We start from the raw sequence: 18,384 nt of genomic DNA, 5'->3' as shown, positions 1-18,384 counted from the left end.
AAGTCCTTAGTAAAGATAATTGAAAAGGTATCCCACAAAAGCAATTCCCAACCCAACGACTCCAGCGAAAACCATGATAAGGCGCGGCTTGAGTACTTTTCGCAGGATGATCATCTCAGGCAGCGACAAGGCGATCACCGCCATCATAAACGCCAGGACGGTGCCGAGCGCCGCACCTTTTCCAAGGAGCGCTTCAACCACCGGCACAATTCCTGCGGCGTTGGAATACATGGGAATGCCGACCAGGACCGCCGCCGGCACTGACCACCAGGCATCCTTGCCCATAATCGAGGCCATAAAGCCTTCCGGCACGTAGCCGTGGATGCCCGCGCCAACGGCAATGCCGATCACAACGTACAGCCAGACCTTGCCGACAATGTCCTTTACGGCATGGAATCCGGCTTCGATGCGGTCTACCCAGGTCTGATTGTCTGGAGGAAGAGCCGAGGGATCAGTCCGGATTTTCATCACCCAGTCTTCAATGTAGGGTTCCAGATTGAGCTTGCCGAGCACCCAACCCGCAACCATGGCTACGGCCAAGCCGGTGCCGAGATAGAGGGCGGCCACCTTCCAGCCGAGCAGGCCGTAGAGCAGAACCAGGGCAATTTCATTGACCATCGGGGCAGAAATCAGAAAGGAGAATGTCACCCCCATGGGCACGCCCGCAGTGACGAAACCAATAAACAGCGGCACAGCCGAGCAGGAACAAAAGGGCGTGACGATGCCAAGGAGGGCGGCCATGACGTTGCCGGCGGATTCACGCTTGCCGGCCAGAATGCGCCGCGTGCGTTCGGGCGTGAAAAAAGTGCGGATGACGCCCACGCCAAAGACCACCAGGGTCAACAGCATGAGCACCTTGGGCGTGTCGTAGAGCAAGAATTCGACGGAGTCGCCAAGATGGCTTCCCTGGGCGATCCCCAGGACATCATAGGTCAACAGACGAGAAAACCCGGGCAGCATGCCGTACGCCACCCACCAGATGACCAAGGCCGGCGCAAGCAGCAAGAGATAGCGGGCAAGCTTCCCGTCGCGAGGGCGTGAACCTTCGGCTACGGCTTCCGTGGCGCAGCAGGTCTTTTTTTCAAGCGGTTCCATGCAAATAACTCCTCAATTGCCGCTTACGCGGCCGGGCCGCCGGAGCAGTCCGCCAGATTCGCGCAGGCCTTTGGTGAAAAAGCGGTCAGGACAGATTGGCGAAATGCGGTGCCACGGCCATGGCCGCCGTCATCACCCGCTCCTCGGTCACGGGGCTTTCCCCTTTTTTAAAACCCAGATCGGCCAACTGCACATGGCCGAAGTCGGTGAATCCGGCCTCTTCCAGCGACTTGCGGGCGCAGTTGAGGGGGCAGCCGTCAATGGCCACGATCTTGGACGCTGCTTCCGTGGTCTTGAGGATGCCGCTGACCCGCCCGCCGATGCCGGCCAGACAGAACATCTTGGCCACGCCGTCCGCCGTGAGTTTCCTGGCGACTTGATCCGCCAAGGCCCCGACGTCAGCCCCGCCGGAGCAGGCGAACAACAGTTTGGGGGCGGCGGAACAGCAGCAGCTTTTTTTCTCGGACATGGGTTTCTCTCCAGCGTTTTGCAAGACGACCTCCTGCGAGAGGCAATCTTGACGGTATTTGTATGTTTTGCCAAATAGCAAAATATCAGCGCAAAAAAATCACCCGGCATTGGAGTCTGAAGACTCGCCTGGCGAGTGCGAACAAACCTGCTTAACACATGAGAAAAGCCCTAAAACGCAGGGGGTTAGCAGGCGATAGTAGACCTGCATCCCCCTTTTGTCCGAAGCGATGATCCCTGCCTCGCGAAGCTGGCTCAAATGCTTGGATATTGTCGAAATATCCGCGCCGACCATCTTCGTCAATTCACAGACACAGCGTTCTCCTCGCGAAAGCTCGTCAACAATAAACAGGCGGGTTTCATGGCCTAATGCCTTGAAGACCTTGACTTGCGACGAAAATTTTCGCGTTGGCATCGAATCTCCATCCCTCAATCGTTTTCTATTTGGCAAAATAGCCAAAAGCAAGTTCTTGTCAAGCTCCTCCCGGGAGCTGAGTGGGCGCCATGCCGCTCCGGCGTTTGTTGCACCTGTAACGCAAGTAAAGCGGTTGGAATAGATGATCGTATCAATAAGACAACAAGCGTATGAATATGTAATTGCTGCAAGATATTGTCAGGGGTGACATTTATTTTGCACACCCGGCCGCAGGATTTTTGCACGTTTTGGGGTCACATCCTTGGACTTCGACCCCATCCACTTCGCACACCGCCACATATGGGCTCAAGAATTTGACGCCTTCCTTGTGCGTTGGCAAAACAAGCCACACTTCTGTCGGAGTCGATTCTACAACGTTTACAGTGACGTCATCCGGGATAACGATGCCCTCATCGGCTAAAGCTTTCTTTGGTTCCGCAAGCAATCTTTGCTTAAACTGATTATCCGAAGAAGCCTTCTCTACTATGGAATTCCAGTTGTTGATGTCCATGTTCGCCTCCTGAGTTAAAGTGATATCACCGATATGTCGTACGACTTTATGATCCAGTGGCTGCATTAGACCAAGCCAACACTCCACTCGTAACAGAAGCCTCGCCTACATAGCCGAAGCCAGCATGGTTTTCATGTTATCGCTCAGGCGGACAGGCGACATGACAGATGCCGGTCGGCGTTTCCACAGCATACGGAAAGTACTTGCGCCGGAAAAATAGCGCGACATTCACAAGCGCGATCAGCACCGGCACCTCCACGAGGGGGCCGATGACGGCGGCAAAGGCCTCGCCGGAGTCGATGCCGAAAACGGCAATAGCCACGGCAATGGCCAGCTCAAAATTGTTGGATGCGGCGGTAAAACTGAGCGTCGTCGACTGTTCGTAAGTCGCTTTGGCCTTGGCCGAGAGATAAAATGAGGCCAGAAACATGAGCAAAAAATAGATGCCAAGGGGAATGGCGATGCGCACGACGTCAAGCGGCAACTGCACGATGTATTCGCCCTTGAGGGAGAACATCACCAGGATGGTAAAGAGCAGAAAAATCAGGGTCAACGGGCTGATTTTCGGAACGAAAACGGTTTCATACCAGTGTGCGCCCTTCATTTTGAGTCCGACAAACCGCGTGATCAGACCGGCCAGAAACGGTATGCCAAGATAAATAAAGACGCTTTCGGCAATCTGGCCCATGGAGATGTTGACCACAACACCCTCAAGGCCGAACACTTTGGGCAGCACCGTGATAAAGAAATAGGCGTAGACCGAAAAGAAGAGAACCTGAAAAATGGAATTGAACGCCACCAGCCCGGCGCAGTACTCCCGGTCGCCCTGGGCCAGATCGTTCCAGACAATGACCATGGCGATGCAGCGGGCCAGTCCGATGAGAATCAGACCGACCATGTACTCATGATGTCCGGAGAGGAAGGCAATGGCGAGAAAGAACATCAGCACCGGGCCGATGATCCAATTCTGCACCAACGAGAGCGCGAGCACTTTTCCGTTACGAAACACCTGCCCCAACTGCTCGTACTTCACCTTGGCCAGCGGTGGGTACATCATCAAAATGAGTCCCAGGGCTATGGGGATATTGGTTGTCCCCACCTGAAAGGCATTAATGATGTCTTTCGTTCCGGGATATAAATACCCCATCCCCACGCCAACGAACATGGCCGCGAAAATCCACACGGTCAGGAAGCGATCAAGAAAGGACAGCTTTTTTACAACGCTCTCGCTCATGACGATCCTCCTGGGAGACTGCTATCCGCAGTGGGTGCTCGTTTTGGTCTTCAGGTACTTACGGAGCCTTGCCTCATCGGCGATGGCGATTTCGTGGCTGCCGAGATTGTCGTGCAATGCTTCCATCACCCGGATGAGGATGGGATGTCGCGGGATGGAGAGTGTATAATACATCCATTTGCCGCCTCGCCTTCCAGAAACCCAGCGTTCCTTTTTCAAGTAGCTCAAATGCCTTGACACTTTGGGTTGCGGCAGCTCAAGCGACGCCGTTAAATCGCACACGCACAATTCTCCGTTCCGGAGCAGATTGAGCAAGCGCAGCCGGGTCGGGTCAGCCAACGCCTTTAATCCTTCAGCAAGTTCGTTCATGATCCCTCAAGTATTCGTTTAGGCGAATTTGTCAATATGTTTTGGCAAGCCAAACACGGCCAATCCCAACAGTCCTTTGGGTTCGGGACCTGTTCAAAGCCCCCTCCCATCCGGGAGGAGTTCTCTTTTTTCAGAAGCCCCTTGTCACAGTCTTTATATTCGGCTATGCAAATATACAAGCATCACGAATGCTCCTATTTCCGTGCCTTCCTCTATCTCCTCGGAACAATAGCTGAAAAGGGGAAACGCCATGAGTCCAAGCCTCCCTTCCGAAGACCCGCTCGTCCGCATGCACCGGGACCTTGCCCGGGCGCTGGCCAAGGACCCGGACAAGGTCAAATGGGTCATGGTCATCGACCTGGCCCGGTGCATCGGCTGCCACGCCTGCGCCGTGGCCTGCGTCTCGGAAAACAAACTGCCGCCCGGGGTGGTCTACCGGCCGGTCATGGAAGAAGAAATTGGCGTTTACCCCAATGTCCGTCGCAGATTTCTGCCCAGGCCCTGCATGCAGTGCGAAAATCCGCCCTGCGTGGCCGTGTGCCCGGTCACGGCCACCTGGAAAAACAAGCAAGGCGTCACCGTCATCGACTACGACCGCTGCATCGGCTGCCGCTACTGCCTGACCGCCTGTCCTTACGGGGCGCGATGTTCCGATTTCGGCGGCTTCTACACCAAGCCGACAGCTGAACTCGATGGCCTGATCCTCGGCCGCAAGGCCGCCGCCAAGGGGTATGAAGACGCTGCCGCCCCGGAATATGGCAAGACATGGCCCCCACGCGGGCATGGTTCGCCCATCGGCAACGCCCGCAAATGCCATTTCTGCCAGCATCGTCTGGCCGTGGGCCAGCTGCCCTCCTGCGTCACCTCCTGCATCGGCCGGGCCACGATCTTTGGCGACGCCAACGACCCCGCGTCCTATGTCCGGGAGTGCATGGGGTCGCCGCGTGTTTTCCGGCTCAAGGAAGAGCAGGGAACCAAACCCAACGTCTATTATCTGGCTTAAGGGAGGTGCGACATGGCCAATACCAAACTCTCAAAGCCCTTGCTCATCATCGCCGGCCTCGGGTTGCTCGCCGGCCTCTATGGCGTCTTTGAAGCGCTGGTCTACCGGACGGAACCCACGGGGCTGGGATCGTATGTGCCCTGGGGGCTTGGCGTGACGCTGTATCTGCTTTTTCTGGGGCTGTCGGCCGGCGGGCTTCTTGTCAATTGTCTGGTCTACATCCTTGGGAAGAAGGAACTGGACCGCATCGCTGGCGTCGTCACCTATGCAACGCTTTTGACGGAAGTCTGCGCCGGTATCGCCATCGCCCTGGACCTTGGGCACTGGGAGCGGATGTACCGTTTTATCGTCTCTCCCAGCCTGACCTCACCCATGTTCTGGATGCTTATTTTCTTTAATGCCGTCCTATTGGTCTATGCGCTAAAGGCCCTGGCCATCGTGACAAGCAACCAGCCTCTGGCCCGGTTGTGCTCGCTCATTTCGATCCCGGTAAGCCTGTGCTTCTACGCCACCAACGGTTATTTTTTCTCCATTATCACCAGCCATCCGGCCTGGAGCGGCGCATTCACCACCGTCTGGTTCGTGTTGGCGGCCCTCTTGTCCGGCGGCGGGCTGGTCACCGCCCTGGCTTGGTTTAGCCAGGACGAATCCGAAGTCACGCTGAGCCTGGGCAGGACCGTGGCCGTGCTCCTCGCCTGTTTTCTCATCTTTGAATGGTTGTATTTTTCGGCCGGCTACCGGGGCGGACGCCCGGACATTGCTGCGGCTTTGACCGCCATGCTGACCGGGCAAGCGGCCTGGAGCTTCTGGCTCCTCCATATTGGTCTGGGACTTTTCCTGCCCTTGGCCTTGCTGCTTGTCGGTCGCGATTCGCCCGCCGCCATGGCCTGGGCGGGCCTGTGCATCGTGGCCGGCTTTCTGGCCTACCGCTACGCCTTCGTGGTGGCTCCCCAGTCCGTGCCTATGCTGCCGGGGCTGGATAAGGCCTGGCAGGACCCGCGCCTGACGTTGGCCTACACGCCGACCCTTGGTGAATGGCTGCTGACGCTGTGGGTCTTTTCCCTGAGTCTGGCCGGCTTTGTTCTTGGCCCCCGTTTGTTTCCGCGCCTGTTTGCCCGGCCGGTCTGGCTCCAACCCTTGGCCCGATGAGGTGACGCCATGGATCGCAGATGTTTTCTCAAGACTTCAGCCTTGCTTGGCGGCTCCTTGGCTGTCTCGGGCTGGCTGCGCCCGGACGCTTTGGCCGACGCTTCGGCCTCCACTTCTGCATATACCGGCAACATGCCAGAAAATATGATTTTCTCAGCCTGTCAGCAGTGCAATACCCAGTGCGGCATCAAGGTGAAGATCGTGGGTGGCCAGGTGGCCAAGATCGACGGCAATCCACTGAGCCCCTGGACCATGACGCCGCAGCTGCCCTACGCCACGCCCATGGCCGAGGCGGCCAGCTTCGACGCCTCCCTGTGCCCCAAGGGCTATGCCGGCATTCAAACGCTCTATGACCCCTACCGCATCATCAAGGTGCTCAAGCGGGCCGGCAAGCGCGGCGAGAACAAGTGGAAGAGCATCCCCTTTGAACAGGCCGTGGCGGAAATCGCGGACGGCGGCGACCTGTTTGGCGAAGGGCATGTCGATGGATTAAACGCCATCATCGCCTGCCGCGATCCCAAGATTGCCGAGGCCTTGCAAAAGGACACGGCCGATGTCCTGGCCAAGAAGCTCACCCTGGACGAGTTCAAGGCCAAACAGGCCGCCAACCTCAAATATCTGATCGATCCGGACCACCCGGACCTGGGGCTGAAAAACAACCAGTTTTGCCTGAACTGGGGCCGGCTCAAGGGCGGACGCAGCGAACTCATCCGCCGGTTTACCGAGTTTTCCTGCGGCTCTTACAATTACCACGGCCACACCACGGTCTGCCAAGGCTCGCTCTATTTCTCGGGCAAGGCCATGTCGGACCAGTTCGTGGAAGGCAAGTTCACCGACGGAGCCAAATTCTACTGGCAGGCTGACACCGGCAATGCCGAGTTTCTGCTGTTCGTCGGGGCCAGCCCCTTTGAGGCCAACTACGGGCCGCCGCTTCGGGCCGGCAAGATAACGCGCCTCCAGCACGAGGGCGTCAAGGTCGCCGTGGTGGACCCGCGCTGCTCCAAGGCCGCCTCCCGGGCCTGGAAATGGCTGCCGAACAAGCCCGACGGCGTCGGCGCCCTGGCCCAGGCCATGATCCGCTGGATCATCGAAAACAAGCGATACGACGAGCGTTATCTGAAAAACGCCAACAAGGCAGCGGCCAAGGCCGACAACGAACCGACCTGGAGCCAGGCCTGCTGGCTGGTGAAGCTCGACGCAAACGGCAAGCCCGGCCTGTACCTGCGCGGCTCGGACCTGGGCATGGCGCCGGAGAAGCGCCCGAAAAAGGACGGCAAGGGGGAGTGGGACTTCGATCCCTTCGTGTGCTTAAACGACTCCGGCGAACCGGTTTTCTTCGATCCCAACGACGACAAGGCCGTGGCTGAAGGGCAGGTGCTGTGGACTGGCGAAGTGGGCGGCGTCGCGGCCAAGACCGTGCTGCAGATCTACCGGGAGGAAGCTGAAACCAAATCCCTGGCCCAGTGGTGCGAACTGGCCGGCCTGGCCCAAGGCGACGTCGTGGACGTGGCCCGGGAGTTTACCTCCCACGGCAAGCGGGCCGTGGCCGATCTGCACCGAGGCGTGTCCCAGCATACCAACGGCTTTTACAACGTGGTGGCCTGGTATACCGTCAATACGCTCATCGGCAACCACGACTGGATGGGCGGCCTAGCCAAGGCCACCAACTTCAACTACGACGGCTCGGCTCAGGGCAAACCCTACGACTGTCTGGCCCATCCGGCCAAGTTCAAGGGCTGGGGCGTGTCGATTATCCGCCATCAGACGGCCTACGACAAATCCACGCTGTTTTCCGGCTATCCGGCCAAGCGCGTCTGGTATCCATTCTGTTCGGACATCTACCAGGAGGTCGTCCCCTCGGCCGGGGACGGCTATCCCTATCCCCTCAAGTGCCTCATGCTCTACATGGGCACCCCGGTCTATGCCCTGCCGGCCGGGCACGAGATCGCCAAGATCCTGGCCGATCCGAAAAAGATCCCCCTGTTTATCACCTCGGACATCACTGTGGGCGAGACGAGCATCTTCGCGGATTATGTCTTTCCCGACTTGACCTATCTGGAGCGTTGGGAATTCGTAGGATCGCACCCGTCCATGACGCCCAAGGTGGGGGCCATCCGTCAGCCGGCGGCCGCGCCCCTGACTGACACCTGCACGGTCTACGGCCAGCAGATGCCCATCTGCCTGGAGTCCATGCTGCTGGGGCTGGCCGAGAAGCTGGGGCTGGCCGGCTTTGGCGAGAACGCCTTTGGCCCGGGCCGGCACCTCAAGCGCATGGACGACCTGTATCTGCCCATGTGCGCCAACATGGCTTATGGCGACAAGGCCGACGGCTCGGAGAAAATCCCGGCCGCCGATGCGGCCGAAGTGGCGATATTCCTGGCCGCCCGCAAGCATCTGCCGGCCACGATGTTCGACGCCAAGCGCTGGGAAGGGCTGGTCGGCCCGGAGCTGTGGCCGTCGGTGGTGGCCATGCTCAACCGGGGCGGGCGCTTCCAGGCCTACGACAAGGCCTACAAGGACGGCCAGCTCGCCAACAAGTACGGCAAGATGGTGGGCCTGTACTTTGAGAATCTGGCCAAGGCCAAGGATTCCATGACCGGCAAGGCCTATCTGCCCTACGGCGGCTATGTGGCCTCGCCGCTGGACTGCACGGGCAAGCCCCTCGACGACGCGGCCGCCGGTTATGACCTGACCATGATCACCTACAAGGCCGTGACCCAGACCAAGAGCCGCACCTCGGGCGACTACTGGCTCCAGGCCCCGTATCCGGAGAACTTCGTGGAACTCTCGGCCGCCGACGCGGCCCGCCTGGGCTTGAAGGCCGGCGACGCGGTCAAGATCGTCTCGGCCTCCAACACCGAAGGCGTATGGGATCTGGGACCGTTCGGCAAAAAGTTCATGATCGGCAAAGTGCGTATCCTGGAAGGGCTGCGTCCGGGCGTCACCGCCTTCTCCCTGGGCCACGGGCACTGGGCCTACGGCGCTGGGCAGTGGCAGATTGACGGCCAGGCCATTGCGCCCGACCCGCGCCGGGCCACGGGCGTGCACGGCAATGCGGCCATGCGGGTGGACCCGGTGCTCAAAAACACCTGTCTGGTGGACAAGGTGGGCGGCTCGGCAGTGTTTTACCAGACCCAGGTGAAACTGGTGAAGGTGTAGCGGCAGCGTGGCGCGTACGGGCTGCCCTGATAGTGCCTTCGGGCAGCCCGTTTTGATGTGGTCGTTTCGCTGCAGGCATCCCTGTGCCAACCGAACAAGCCACTCGTTTAAAGGAGCATCGTGTGAAAATACTGCTCGCCTACGACAACTCCGAGTATGCCGAAGTCGCCATGGAGCGTGCGGCCCGGCTGGCCCAAACCCTCGACGCGCAACTGTTTGTCATCTCTGTGATCCCGGAACTCAGTTGCTCGGCGGCGGGATTTCCGGAAGGCTACTGCGAGACGGTAAACAACGCATTCGCCAAAGAATGCAAAGAGCTTTTGGACAAGGCTTGCGCTGTACTGGCCGACAAGGGGATACGCGCCCAGTCGATTCTGGAGTTTGGGCATCCTGCGGGCAAAATCCTGGAAGCCGCCGAGACACTTGACGCGGACCTGATCGTTCTTGGCTCCAGAGGAACGCATGGCATTGAACGCTTTCTCCTCGGCAGCGTCTCCAGCAAGGTTTCGGCCCACGCCAAATGCGATGTTCTGATAGCCCGTAAACGCTGACAGTATCCCGTCTCACCCCTCCACCCGGCTGCCCCGAAGTCCTCCCCGGGGCAGCCACTTTTTTGGCCATGCATCATGCATGGGTCAGGAATGGAGTATGCATCTGCTTTGTGCCCAACCTCCAGATGCTACGAGGCTTGACGTATCAGTTTTCGGTGCCCACGGCACTCCACCGGGAACATCCTCCCGGTTTGACGACAAAATCCGTGATGCTTCCCCGGGCATCCAACTCCAGCTGGCAACACTCCTCGATCATACGTCGCATTTGCAGCCTCGCCCGCAAAACGCGGGACTTGACCGCAGCCAGGGAAATGCCCAGCCGACTGGCCACCTCCCGTTGTCGCATCCCCTCATAATCGGCCATGACCAATGGGGCTCGCATCTTCTCCGGCAAGGCGTCGATCATCGGCTTCAGGCAAGCTCCCATTGCTCTGGGGGCGCCCACACTCGGGTCAGGGCTTGCAGAGGCCAGCGACGACGGGAGTTCGACCGTGGGACGCCTGCTCCGGTAATGGTCGGCAATAGTTGTTCGGGTAACCGCGAAAAGCCAGCCTCGCGGTTGCGTAACATGGCCTTGTGCCAAATGCGATAAGGTCTTGCAGAATACGTCTTGCAGGATATCGTCCACGGCAGCCTGACAAGGCACCCGCCGGGCGATGAAAGCCCTGAGTTCATCCCGATGCGCAATCCACATGATTTCCAGCTCGTCCTGCATGACAATCTTCCCTAAGCCTTGATCGCCTCGATGCTTGCCGAGGCAAGGATCTTTTCCAAGTTAAGAGCATGTCCGGCACGGGTATTGCTAAATATCTAATTTCCTTTAATAATCTTGGGCATGAGTACCCCGTATGATTTTACCGAACTGCCGGACGAGTTATGGGCACAATTAGAACCGCTCCTTGACCCGTTTAAGCGAAAGCGTTCTGGCGGAAGCGCTCCGATTTCCTCTCGGAACATAATGAACGGCATCATCTTCCGTCTGAAAACAGGATGTCAGTGGAGTATGATCCCAAGGAGCTATGGATCAAAAAGCGCTATTCATGAGCACTATCGCCGATGGGCGAGACGTGGAGTATTTGACCAATTGATGAAGATATGCCTGGAAAATTATCATCTTCAGCAAGGTCTTCATTTTTCCTGGCAATCCATGGACGGCTCTTTGATTCAGGCACCTGTTCGCACAAAAAAAAGAAGCGGCTGAAGGCCTTGGAGCGAATCCAACAGACAGGGGACGCTCTGGAACAAAGATTCATTTGCATGTCGACCAAGAAGGGACACCCCTCGGGGTCATTGTCGTTGGAGCAAATGTTCACGACAGTCGACTGGTTGGCTTAACGATTGAAAATAATAGTGATCTTATTTCCATGTTTAATATTTGCACCGATATCTATCACTTATGTCTGGACAAGGGCTATGATTATCCACGTGTACATGAAGAAGTGTATTCATATGGGTTTGAATCGCATATCCGTTCCCGAGGGGAGGAAAAAATTGAGAAGCAAGAAGGTCTTCATCCCGCTCGCCGCTGGGTCGTAGAGCGCACATTCGCTTGGCTGAAAGGCTTTCGCGGTATTCGAACGAGATATTGCCACTATTTATCTACCTTCATTGCCTTTGTGAAATTGGCCTGCGCAATTATCGTGTTCAGGAAGATTTATGCAAAGCAATAGTCGTGCCGGATATCCTCTAAGTCCTGGAAGCCACGCCGCAAGCAGTGCTGCGCTTTCCGGTCGGGGGCGAATGGAAATTTGCCTGAATCCGGCTTCCCGCATCATCGCTTCGAGGACAACAATTCGCTCGGCTCCGGCCACACAGGCAGCATGCAGCTTGATGTCCCGACGCACCATTTCGGGGAGCTCCTCCGTCGCCACGATATCCGCTATGGCTAGTCGCCCGCCGGGCTTGAGTACCCGATAGGCCTCCCGGAATACCTGGGCCTTGTCCGTGCTCAGGTTCACCACGCAGTTGGACAGCACGACATCGGCGATGCCGTCGGGAACCGGAAGATATTCGATCTCGCCAAGGCGAAACGACACGTTGCCGCATTGTGCAGTTACAGCATTTCTTCTCGCTTTTTCAACCATCTCCGGCGTCATGTCCACACCGATGACGCGCCCGGTTTCCCCCACCTGCCTGGCCGCAAGAAAACAGTCGAAGCCCCCGCCGCTGCCCAGGTCCACGACGACCTCCCCCGGGCGTAATGCGGCTATGGCTTGCGGATTGCCACAGCCGAGGCCCATGTTCGCCCCTTCCGGGACGCTTTGCACTTCCGCCGTGGCATACCCGGCCATCCGAGCCAACTCCTCCGATGCATTGGCGCTTTGGGGGCCACAGCATCCGCTCCCGCAGCCGCAGCCGGACTTCCCGGACAAGGCTGTCTCGGCGTATTTTGTACGGATTGATTGCCTGATCTCGACATCGCGAGGCTCTTTCATCTGAGTTCTCCTGTGCCAGCAAAATACGCGGCTTTAGGGGGAAGACGGCATCCGATCAAAAAGGATGCAGATTTTCTTTCGTTTCGGGAAAACGTTATGCGTCAATACCACGGTAATGAGGTATGAAATAGCAGGTTACTTTCGATTTACGGACTTCATTCAGCGATGATGGCGCGAGTTGATTTGCGTTGAAAGTATACACTGACCATTTTTTAGTTGTCGAAATGATTACTGTCTATGCAGTTCAACGACATCTCTGTGGCTAATTCTTTCGCAATAGACTGCATTCCTGGGCTTAAACTGCCATGGCACGGATGCTGCTTGATTTGTGCAGGAACTGGTCGCTCGCCTCTTCACAACCAAACGGCTCCGGTTTCGGCCGGATATCCAAAGGAAGGTTTTATCATGCGCGTTAAGATGTTTCATATTGCACTGACGGCGTTGGCTGTTCTGGCGATGACTTCTTCACTGGCCCTGGCCCGCCCCGGCGGCGGACCTGGCGCGGGGCAGGGCGGCTGCTCCAACATGGGGAGCGGCATGTCTCAGCTAACACCGGAAAAGCAGGCAATCTTTCAAAAGCTTCGTGACGCATTTGTTGCCAAAACAGCGTCACTGCGGGCCGTGCTTGCCGTGAACATGGCGGAACTCAACGCGTTGTCTGTGCCCCAAAATCCCGATCAGGCGAAGATAGACGCTCTGTCCAAGCAGATCGGCGATTTGCAGGGCAAGCTGTTGTCCGAGCGAACGCAGTTTCGTACCCAGGTGACAAAGGATGTCGGCCCTGGGATGGGAAGGGGAATGCGCAGCGGCATGGGCGGTGGTATGGGAAGCGGCATGGGCGGCGGCATGATGGCAGGCTGCCAGGGCGATGGTCTTTAGTAGCCACACAAAGACACTCCTGAGCCGGCGGTCCCTCCCAGACACACCGCCCTCATCCGCCTCCATTTTGCTGGCCCCCAACCGATCATCCCACCCCTTGTCCTAGTGAAGACTTCTCTCCCCCGACATTCTCAAGGGAAACAGGGAGGACGAGGCGGAAAGCCCAAGATATCGGATATTGGCTTCCGTCCTAAGGCCTGCTTACGGCCAGGGTCCGCCCCACGCATTTGGAGCCGGTTTTTCCTTTGCCATAAGGGAAGTTCCGTCTCCCACACCAAGTGTCGTCAGGATTACCGTAACGGCAAACCACTGTTTTTCCCGCATTCGCATTCTCCTTGAAGTTATTGAACCAATTGCCACAACAGACCCGTCACGCCGCTCAAACCGACCAGGGCGTGCATGGACAGCTTCCATCGCACCAGGGCCACCAAGGCACCAAGGGCGATGACCACGGCAAAGATATCGAACCCGGAAGCTGGAAAGAACGTATGCCAGGCGAAGAAAACGCCGAGTTTGAGCACCACGCCGACGACGGCCGCCGAAATACCCGTCAAGGCCGCTGCGAATTTCTTGTTTGACGTGATGGCCTCGATGTAAGGAGCCCCCGCAAAGATGAACATGAAGCTCGGCAGGAAGGTGGCGAACGTAGTGAGAAGGCCCCCCAGTACGCCAGCCTGCAACGGCCCAAGTGAGCCGGGGTTGTTCCAGGCGGCGAAGAAGCCGACGAATTGCGTCACCATGATCAGCGGGCCGGGCGTGGTCTCCGCCAGCCCGAGCCCCAGGAGCATGTCCTTCTCCGCGAGCCAACCCAGGCCGACGGCGTTGTCGGCGATGTAGGCCAGCACGGCGTAGGCTCCGCCGAAGGTGACGAAAGCCGCCTTGGTGAAGAAGAGGGACACCTCGGACAAGGCGTCGCCAAGGCCCCGCCAGGCGAGGACAGGCAGCACCACCACGCCCCAAATGGCCCCGAAAAGACCGACGACCTTGATGATGTGCTTCAAGGAGGGCAACTCCCGCGCCGGCGAAGGCTCCTCCACGATGCATTCCTTGCTCCCGGCGGATCGATGGCAGAATATCTCGGGGCGGGTTTTAGCCAGCAGCGTTCCGGCAATTCCGGACAGCAGCACGATGGCCGGGAACGGGACATTGAAAAACTGGCCCAGGATGAACGCGGCACCCGCGAAGGCATACAATGCGCCGTGCTTCAGGGATTTCTTCGACAGCCGGAAGAGCGCTTCAATCACGATGGCGACGACGGCGGCGGAGATGCCGTGGAAGATCCCGGAAACGGCCGGGACCTGGCCCTTGGCGGCGGCCAGCCAGGCAAGAATGAGCATCAGGATGATCGACGGGAGCAGGAAGCACATTCCCGCGATAACGCCACCTGGGTAACCATTGAGCCGCCAGCCGATGTACACCGCCAGCTGATGCGCCTCTGGACCGGGCAGCAGCATGCAGAAGTTGAGGGCGCGCAGGAACATGCTCTCGTTCATCCACTTACGGCGTTCCACGATGTCCTTATGCATCATGGCGATCTGCCCGGCAGGGCCGCCGAAGTTGATGAAGCCGAGCTTGAACCAGTACAGGAAGGCCTCTTTCAAGGGTACGGCTAGCGATTGTCCGTTAGTATTCATACGAATAAGTCCTGGCGCTATTCAAGATTCTTCCAGGCGGCCAGTCCACCTTCAAGGTAGGGGATGGTCATCCCCTTTTGTTCAAAATGCTTTTGAACCGATTGGCTGATGCTTCCTCCTCTGGCGCAATAAATAACCGTATTGGGCTTTCCCGCGACAAGGTCTTCCCAGGTCGAAACCTTGGAAGGATCGAGTTTGACAGCGCCTTGGAGAAGAACGGGGTCGGCATCGAAATCCTCCTGTTTGCGCAAATCAAGCAGGAGGATTTCCTCCCCGGATTCGATTCTGGAACGAAGCTGCGCAGGCGAAATGGTCTTGTCCATGACATCTCCCGTTTTCGTTGTTGCCGGTACATGAGAGAGGAACGCAAGTTCCGAGCGATTATCCATGCGACGGAGGTCCGTGAATTCGACGACGGAATCCGCTTTGGACCACAGACCCACCAAACCTCTCGGCGTATAGTCAAAATGGTGCATGATGTAGGGCTTGCCATCAACAAATCCGGTGACGGCGTTTCCCTGCACCTCTACCGCCAATTCACGCCATTGGCCGGTTTCAATGGGCAGGTGGACGCTTGCCAGTTCGCTGCGCCGGCCGTCCTTGAACGCGAAGAGCATCAGGTTGTTTTCCAAGGCGTTGATGCGAAGGACGAGATATGTGCCGGCTGTGCGGATGGCGAAGGCCAGTCCCCCGGCCTGATCGATGGCCCCGGCCGTAGGCTTCACCTTGAGGCTTGCCCGTCCGTCTTCCATGTCCGAACCTTTGGCCACGGCGAGGGGGAAATAGAAGTATGCCTCAACGGTATCGAGAAAACGCTGATATTTTTGCCCAGAGAGCCTGCCCATGAAATGAGCGAAACTCATGGATAGACTAGGAGCCCAGCGCGTCCCGTCCTGCCGGGCGACCCTAGTCCCTGTTTCGTCAGCCACGCATTCCCAGTCGCCTACGGCAAGATGGAATTCCGGAAGCGGGTTCTCCTGGCGTTGGCCGAGCAGGTCATAATCCCCCCGAAAGAAAGCCGCCGCCATGGCGTCTATTTCGGACTGCCCGGTGATGGCCATGTCCAGGAGACGGCTCACCGCCATCAAACGACCGAGTTGATCAAGGGTTTCCTCGGTCTGCCGGCGTGGCGCTCCCTTGAGGGAGGCGTCCAGCACGTCGCCGGCCGTATCCACCGTGAACCCCAGTCGGGCGAGAACCTTGGCCAGAAACGTCACCCGCAGGCATTTGCCGGAGAATGTCCCCGCGCCCCCGGCAAAACGGACTTTGATGTGATTTTTTGCGTCCGCGTCCCCGCAAAACGAGTCGATGTTGGCGAAATGGTAGCCGAAGCGGGCCGAGAGATTCATGTAATCGGAACCGAGCAGGGCGTAGGAATCCCCTCCGGGAGTGCCTCCGCCTTCCGTGGTCACGGAAGAAGCCATGAGGCTCATGAAGCTTCGGGCGTCAATGGCGACGGCTCCCGACCAGGTGATGCCGGGATGGGTGAACCCTCGCCAGATGGCGCACATGGGGGCGCTGCGCAGGTCCTCGGGTTTGATGTCGTCGCAGGTGGTCAGGAACTCGCGCAGGCCGCCTCCCAGATCGACGCAGTAGAGCGTCAGCGGTATCTGGGCCTTGAGGCGGGCGACGTTGGCCGCGCCCTCGGCATTCTCGCACAGACCGAACATCTCGCGCATGGCCTTTTCGTGCGTGTAGCGGACGATGTCGTGGAGCGTTTTGCAGCCTGCGGGCGCAAACGTGTCCGCGTCCGGATCGGTGAGGGTGAGCGGAGAGATGACGTCCAGGGCGGCCCGCAGACGCAGGTGCATGGGGCTGTCCACCATGCGGGAACGGGGCCTGCCGGAAATGGTGAGCAGCGCATCCGCGCGCCCCTGAAGCACCCGGAGGTTGGACGCATCCAGAGTGACCTCCTGGCCCTCCTGCAACAATTCGTTGCAGCCAGGAGCCGCGAAGATCGCGGGAATGCCCATCTCGCGCGCAACAGAGGCAAGGTGGCTCGCCGCTCCGCCCATGGCGGTCACGATCCCCCCGGCCCTGTCCAGCAGTGCGGCCAGTTCGGGCGCGGCGTTGATGGCCACGAGGATCGCGCCCTCGGGAATGGTCTCGGGGATGGCCCCTTCCACATGGAGCACGGGGCCGCTGGCTGCTCCCGCGCTGGCGCGGACCCCTCCCGAGAGCAGCGTGGGGAATCCTGAGAGTTCGACGTTTTCCGGAGTGGCCGCCTGCGCCGGCGTCTCCTCCGGGGCGTCCAGCGGCCTGGATTGCACGATGACGAGACGGCCTTGCCCGTCCAGGCACCATTCGACGTCCTGCGGGGATTGGAAATACTCCTCAAGAAGCATCCCCATCCTGCCCAGTTCCAGCGCCACCTCATCGGAAAATAGCGGCGTATCAGACGATGCAATGACTCCATGAGGCGAGCGGGCGAGGCGAGTCGTCACCGCCCTGGACTCCCCGGACACAAGCTTGTCGCCCAGACCAAGTACCGCATCCAGGCGCATGGCCGGTCCGCCGTCCGCGCCGGGGTCGATGGTGTAGAGTACGCCGCTCACACGGCTGTCGACCATGGTCAGCACCAGCGCAGCCATGGGCGCGTCGTCATCGTCCAATCCCCAGCGGAGCCGGTAAAGCACCGCGCGTGGAGTGTACTTGCTGGCGAAGACCTCCTTGAGGGCCTGTCCGACATGCTCGAAGGGCACATTGAGCACGGACTCGTACTGACCCGCGAAACTCGCCGCGCCGTCCTCGCCCACCGCGCTTGACCGGACGGCAAGCAGCGTTGGGATTGCCGTCTTGTGCTGCAACGTCTCCAGAGCCCCGTCGAGAGCGGTCAGAAGCACGCCAGGCAGGTCGGCTTCTAGGATGGCCTGCCGGATGCGTTTGCAGCTGTTCTCCAGTTCCGGCAAATCCAGCGGGGAAATCGTTTCGAGTTCCTTCCTGGCATATTCGTCAAGCCCGGCGTGCCTCATGAACGCACGGAAACCCGCCGTGGTGACGACAAACCCGTCTGGGGTCGGCAACTTGAGCGCGTTGTGGACCCTGGCCAGGTTCCCGGCCTTGCCTCCCACCTGCCGCGCGTTTTCCGGCGCGACAGTTTCAAGGCCTTGAACGAGGGGCGCACCCTCCATTTCCACTGGGGAATCCAAGGCGGCAAGGGCCTGGGCAAGAATCCGCTGCTGTGCTGCGTCCAGTCCGGCATGGCGATTGGGAGCCAGGCTGCCAAGGGAGCGCACCATGCAGGCGGTGGCTTCTCCAATGGTCTGCACGGTCTGGCGAGCGGCCCCGGAAGTGAAAACCTCGCCGCCGTAGTACGTCTGTTCCAGAGCCGCCAGGGCATCGAGGACGGCATCGTTTTGTTCGAGCAACGCCTTGAAGTGGCGGTATTTGACGGCCGTTCTGTCGTCCGGGTCGGCGAGAAGCTGGCAGGCATTCTTTTTTTTCAGAAAACCGAACAAGCTCATGGTGTTCCCCCGGTCAGG

The 18,384-nt window shown here is 58.8% G+C and carries 17 protein-coding genes; 7 read left to right on the top strand and 10 right to left on the bottom strand.

Annotation, left to right across the window (positions count from 1 at the left end):
• Positions 1 to 6: 6 nt before the first annotated feature.
• From DMR_RS17495 to DMR_RS17475, 6 genes are all read right to left on the bottom strand, one after another.
• Positions 7 to 1,095 carry a permease gene (locus tag DMR_RS17495; protein ID WP_015862374.1) on the bottom strand — a complete coding sequence of 363 codons (1,089 nt, stop codon included), beginning with the start codon at positions 1,093 to 1,095 and terminating at the stop codon, positions 7 to 9.
• A gap of 85 nt (positions 1,096 to 1,180) precedes the next feature.
• Positions 1,181 to 1,564, bottom strand: coding sequence for a putative zinc-binding protein (locus DMR_RS17490; RefSeq protein WP_015862373.1), 384 nt, complete (start codon positions 1,562 to 1,564; stop codon positions 1,181 to 1,183).
• Positions 1,565 to 1,663: 99 nt separating this feature from the next.
• A complete protein-coding gene (locus DMR_RS23860; protein WP_015862372.1) occupies positions 1,664 to 1,978 on the bottom strand; it encodes an ArsR/SmtB family transcription factor in 315 nt (104 codons plus the stop codon).
• 211 nt (positions 1,979 to 2,189) lie between these two features.
• On the bottom strand, positions 2,190 to 2,489 hold the full coding sequence (locus tag DMR_RS17485) for an NHLP leader peptide family RiPP precursor (protein WP_043601010.1): 300 nt from the start codon (positions 2,487 to 2,489) through the stop codon (positions 2,190 to 2,192).
• A gap of 136 nt (positions 2,490 to 2,625) precedes the next feature.
• Positions 2,626 to 3,723 carry an ACR3 family arsenite efflux transporter gene (gene arsB / locus DMR_RS17480; RefSeq protein ID WP_015862371.1) on the bottom strand — a complete coding sequence of 366 codons (1,098 nt, stop codon included), beginning with the start codon at positions 3,721 to 3,723 and terminating at the stop codon, positions 2,626 to 2,628.
• 21 nt (positions 3,724 to 3,744) lie between these two features.
• Entirely contained in the window at positions 3,745 to 4,092 is a 348-nt protein-coding gene (locus DMR_RS17475; RefSeq protein WP_015862370.1) for an ArsR/SmtB family transcription factor, read from the bottom strand.
• A 250-nt stretch (positions 4,093 to 4,342) separates the two neighbouring features.
• Here DMR_RS17475 and DMR_RS17470 point away from each other — a divergent pair, with 250 nt between their 5' ends.
• From DMR_RS17470 to DMR_RS17455, 4 genes are all read left to right on the top strand, one after another.
• Complete coding sequence (locus DMR_RS17470; protein WP_015862369.1) at positions 4,343 to 5,095, top strand: 4Fe-4S dicluster domain-containing protein; 753 nt, start codon at positions 4,343 to 4,345, stop codon at positions 5,093 to 5,095.
• A gap of 12 nt (positions 5,096 to 5,107) precedes the next feature.
• Positions 5,108 to 6,244, top strand: a complete 1,137-nt coding sequence (gene nrfD / locus DMR_RS17465; protein ID WP_015862368.1) for an NrfD/PsrC family molybdoenzyme membrane anchor subunit — start codon at positions 5,108 to 5,110, stop codon at positions 6,242 to 6,244.
• A gap of 9 nt (positions 6,245 to 6,253) precedes the next feature.
• The gene (locus tag DMR_RS17460) at positions 6,254 to 9,403 is read left to right on the top strand and encodes a molybdopterin-dependent oxidoreductase (protein ID WP_015862367.1); all 3,150 of its coding nucleotides are present in this window, start codon (positions 6,254 to 6,256) and stop codon (positions 9,401 to 9,403) included.
• A gap of 122 nt (positions 9,404 to 9,525) precedes the next feature.
• Complete coding sequence (locus DMR_RS17455) at positions 9,526 to 9,954, top strand: universal stress protein (RefSeq protein ID WP_015862366.1); 429 nt, start codon at positions 9,526 to 9,528, stop codon at positions 9,952 to 9,954.
• Positions 9,955 to 10,099: 145 nt separating this feature from the next.
• Here DMR_RS17455 and DMR_RS17450 read toward each other — a convergent pair whose 3' ends face one another.
• Positions 10,100 to 10,669, bottom strand: a complete 570-nt coding sequence (locus DMR_RS17450; protein ID WP_015862365.1) for a sigma-70 family RNA polymerase sigma factor — start codon at positions 10,667 to 10,669, stop codon at positions 10,100 to 10,102.
• Between the two features lie 120 nt (positions 10,670 to 10,789).
• On the opposite strand from DMR_RS17450, the gene DMR_RS23855 reads away from it, so the two are divergent.
• Positions 10,790 to 11,155, top strand: coding sequence for a transposase (locus tag DMR_RS23855; RefSeq protein ID WP_015862364.1), 366 nt, complete (start codon positions 10,790 to 10,792; stop codon positions 11,153 to 11,155).
• Positions 11,127 to 11,624 (top strand): IS5 family transposase, encoded by a 498-nt coding sequence (locus DMR_RS25810; RefSeq protein WP_148208504.1) that lies wholly within the window; start codon positions 11,127 to 11,129, stop codon positions 11,622 to 11,624. Before DMR_RS23855 ends, DMR_RS25810 begins: the two co-directional genes overlap by 29 nt.
• Here DMR_RS25810 and arsM read toward each other — a convergent pair.
• Positions 11,550 to 12,389 carry an arsenite methyltransferase gene (gene arsM, locus DMR_RS17445; RefSeq protein WP_015862362.1) on the bottom strand — a complete coding sequence of 280 codons (840 nt, stop codon included), beginning with the start codon at positions 12,387 to 12,389 and terminating at the stop codon, positions 11,550 to 11,552. The genes DMR_RS25810 and arsM overlap by 75 nt on opposite strands.
• Before the next feature lie 405 nt (positions 12,390 to 12,794).
• On the opposite strand from arsM, the gene DMR_RS17440 reads away from it, so the two are divergent.
• Positions 12,795 to 13,268 (top strand): periplasmic heavy metal sensor, encoded by a 474-nt coding sequence (locus DMR_RS17440; protein ID WP_015862361.1) that lies wholly within the window; start codon positions 12,795 to 12,797, stop codon positions 13,266 to 13,268.
• 341 nt (positions 13,269 to 13,609) lie between these two features.
• On the opposite strand, the gene chrA is transcribed toward DMR_RS17440, so the two are convergent.
• Positions 13,610 to 14,902 carry a chromate efflux transporter gene (chrA, locus tag DMR_RS17435; protein WP_015862360.1) on the bottom strand — a complete coding sequence of 431 codons (1,293 nt, stop codon included), beginning with the start codon at positions 14,900 to 14,902 and terminating at the stop codon, positions 13,610 to 13,612.
• A 17-nt stretch (positions 14,903 to 14,919) separates the two neighbouring features.
• On the bottom strand, positions 14,920 to 18,366 hold the full coding sequence (locus tag DMR_RS17430; protein ID WP_052279011.1) for a PEP/pyruvate-binding domain-containing protein: 3,447 nt from the start codon (positions 18,364 to 18,366) through the stop codon (positions 14,920 to 14,922).
• Between the last annotated feature and the right edge of the window lie 18 nt (positions 18,367 to 18,384).

Source organism: Solidesulfovibrio magneticus RS-1 (genome assembly GCF_000010665.1).
GTDB lineage: Bacteria > Desulfobacterota > Desulfovibrionia > Desulfovibrionales > Desulfovibrionaceae > Solidesulfovibrio > Solidesulfovibrio magneticus.
Note: the sequence above shows the minus strand (reverse complement) of the source record. Positions and strands in the feature narration are given on the sequence as shown.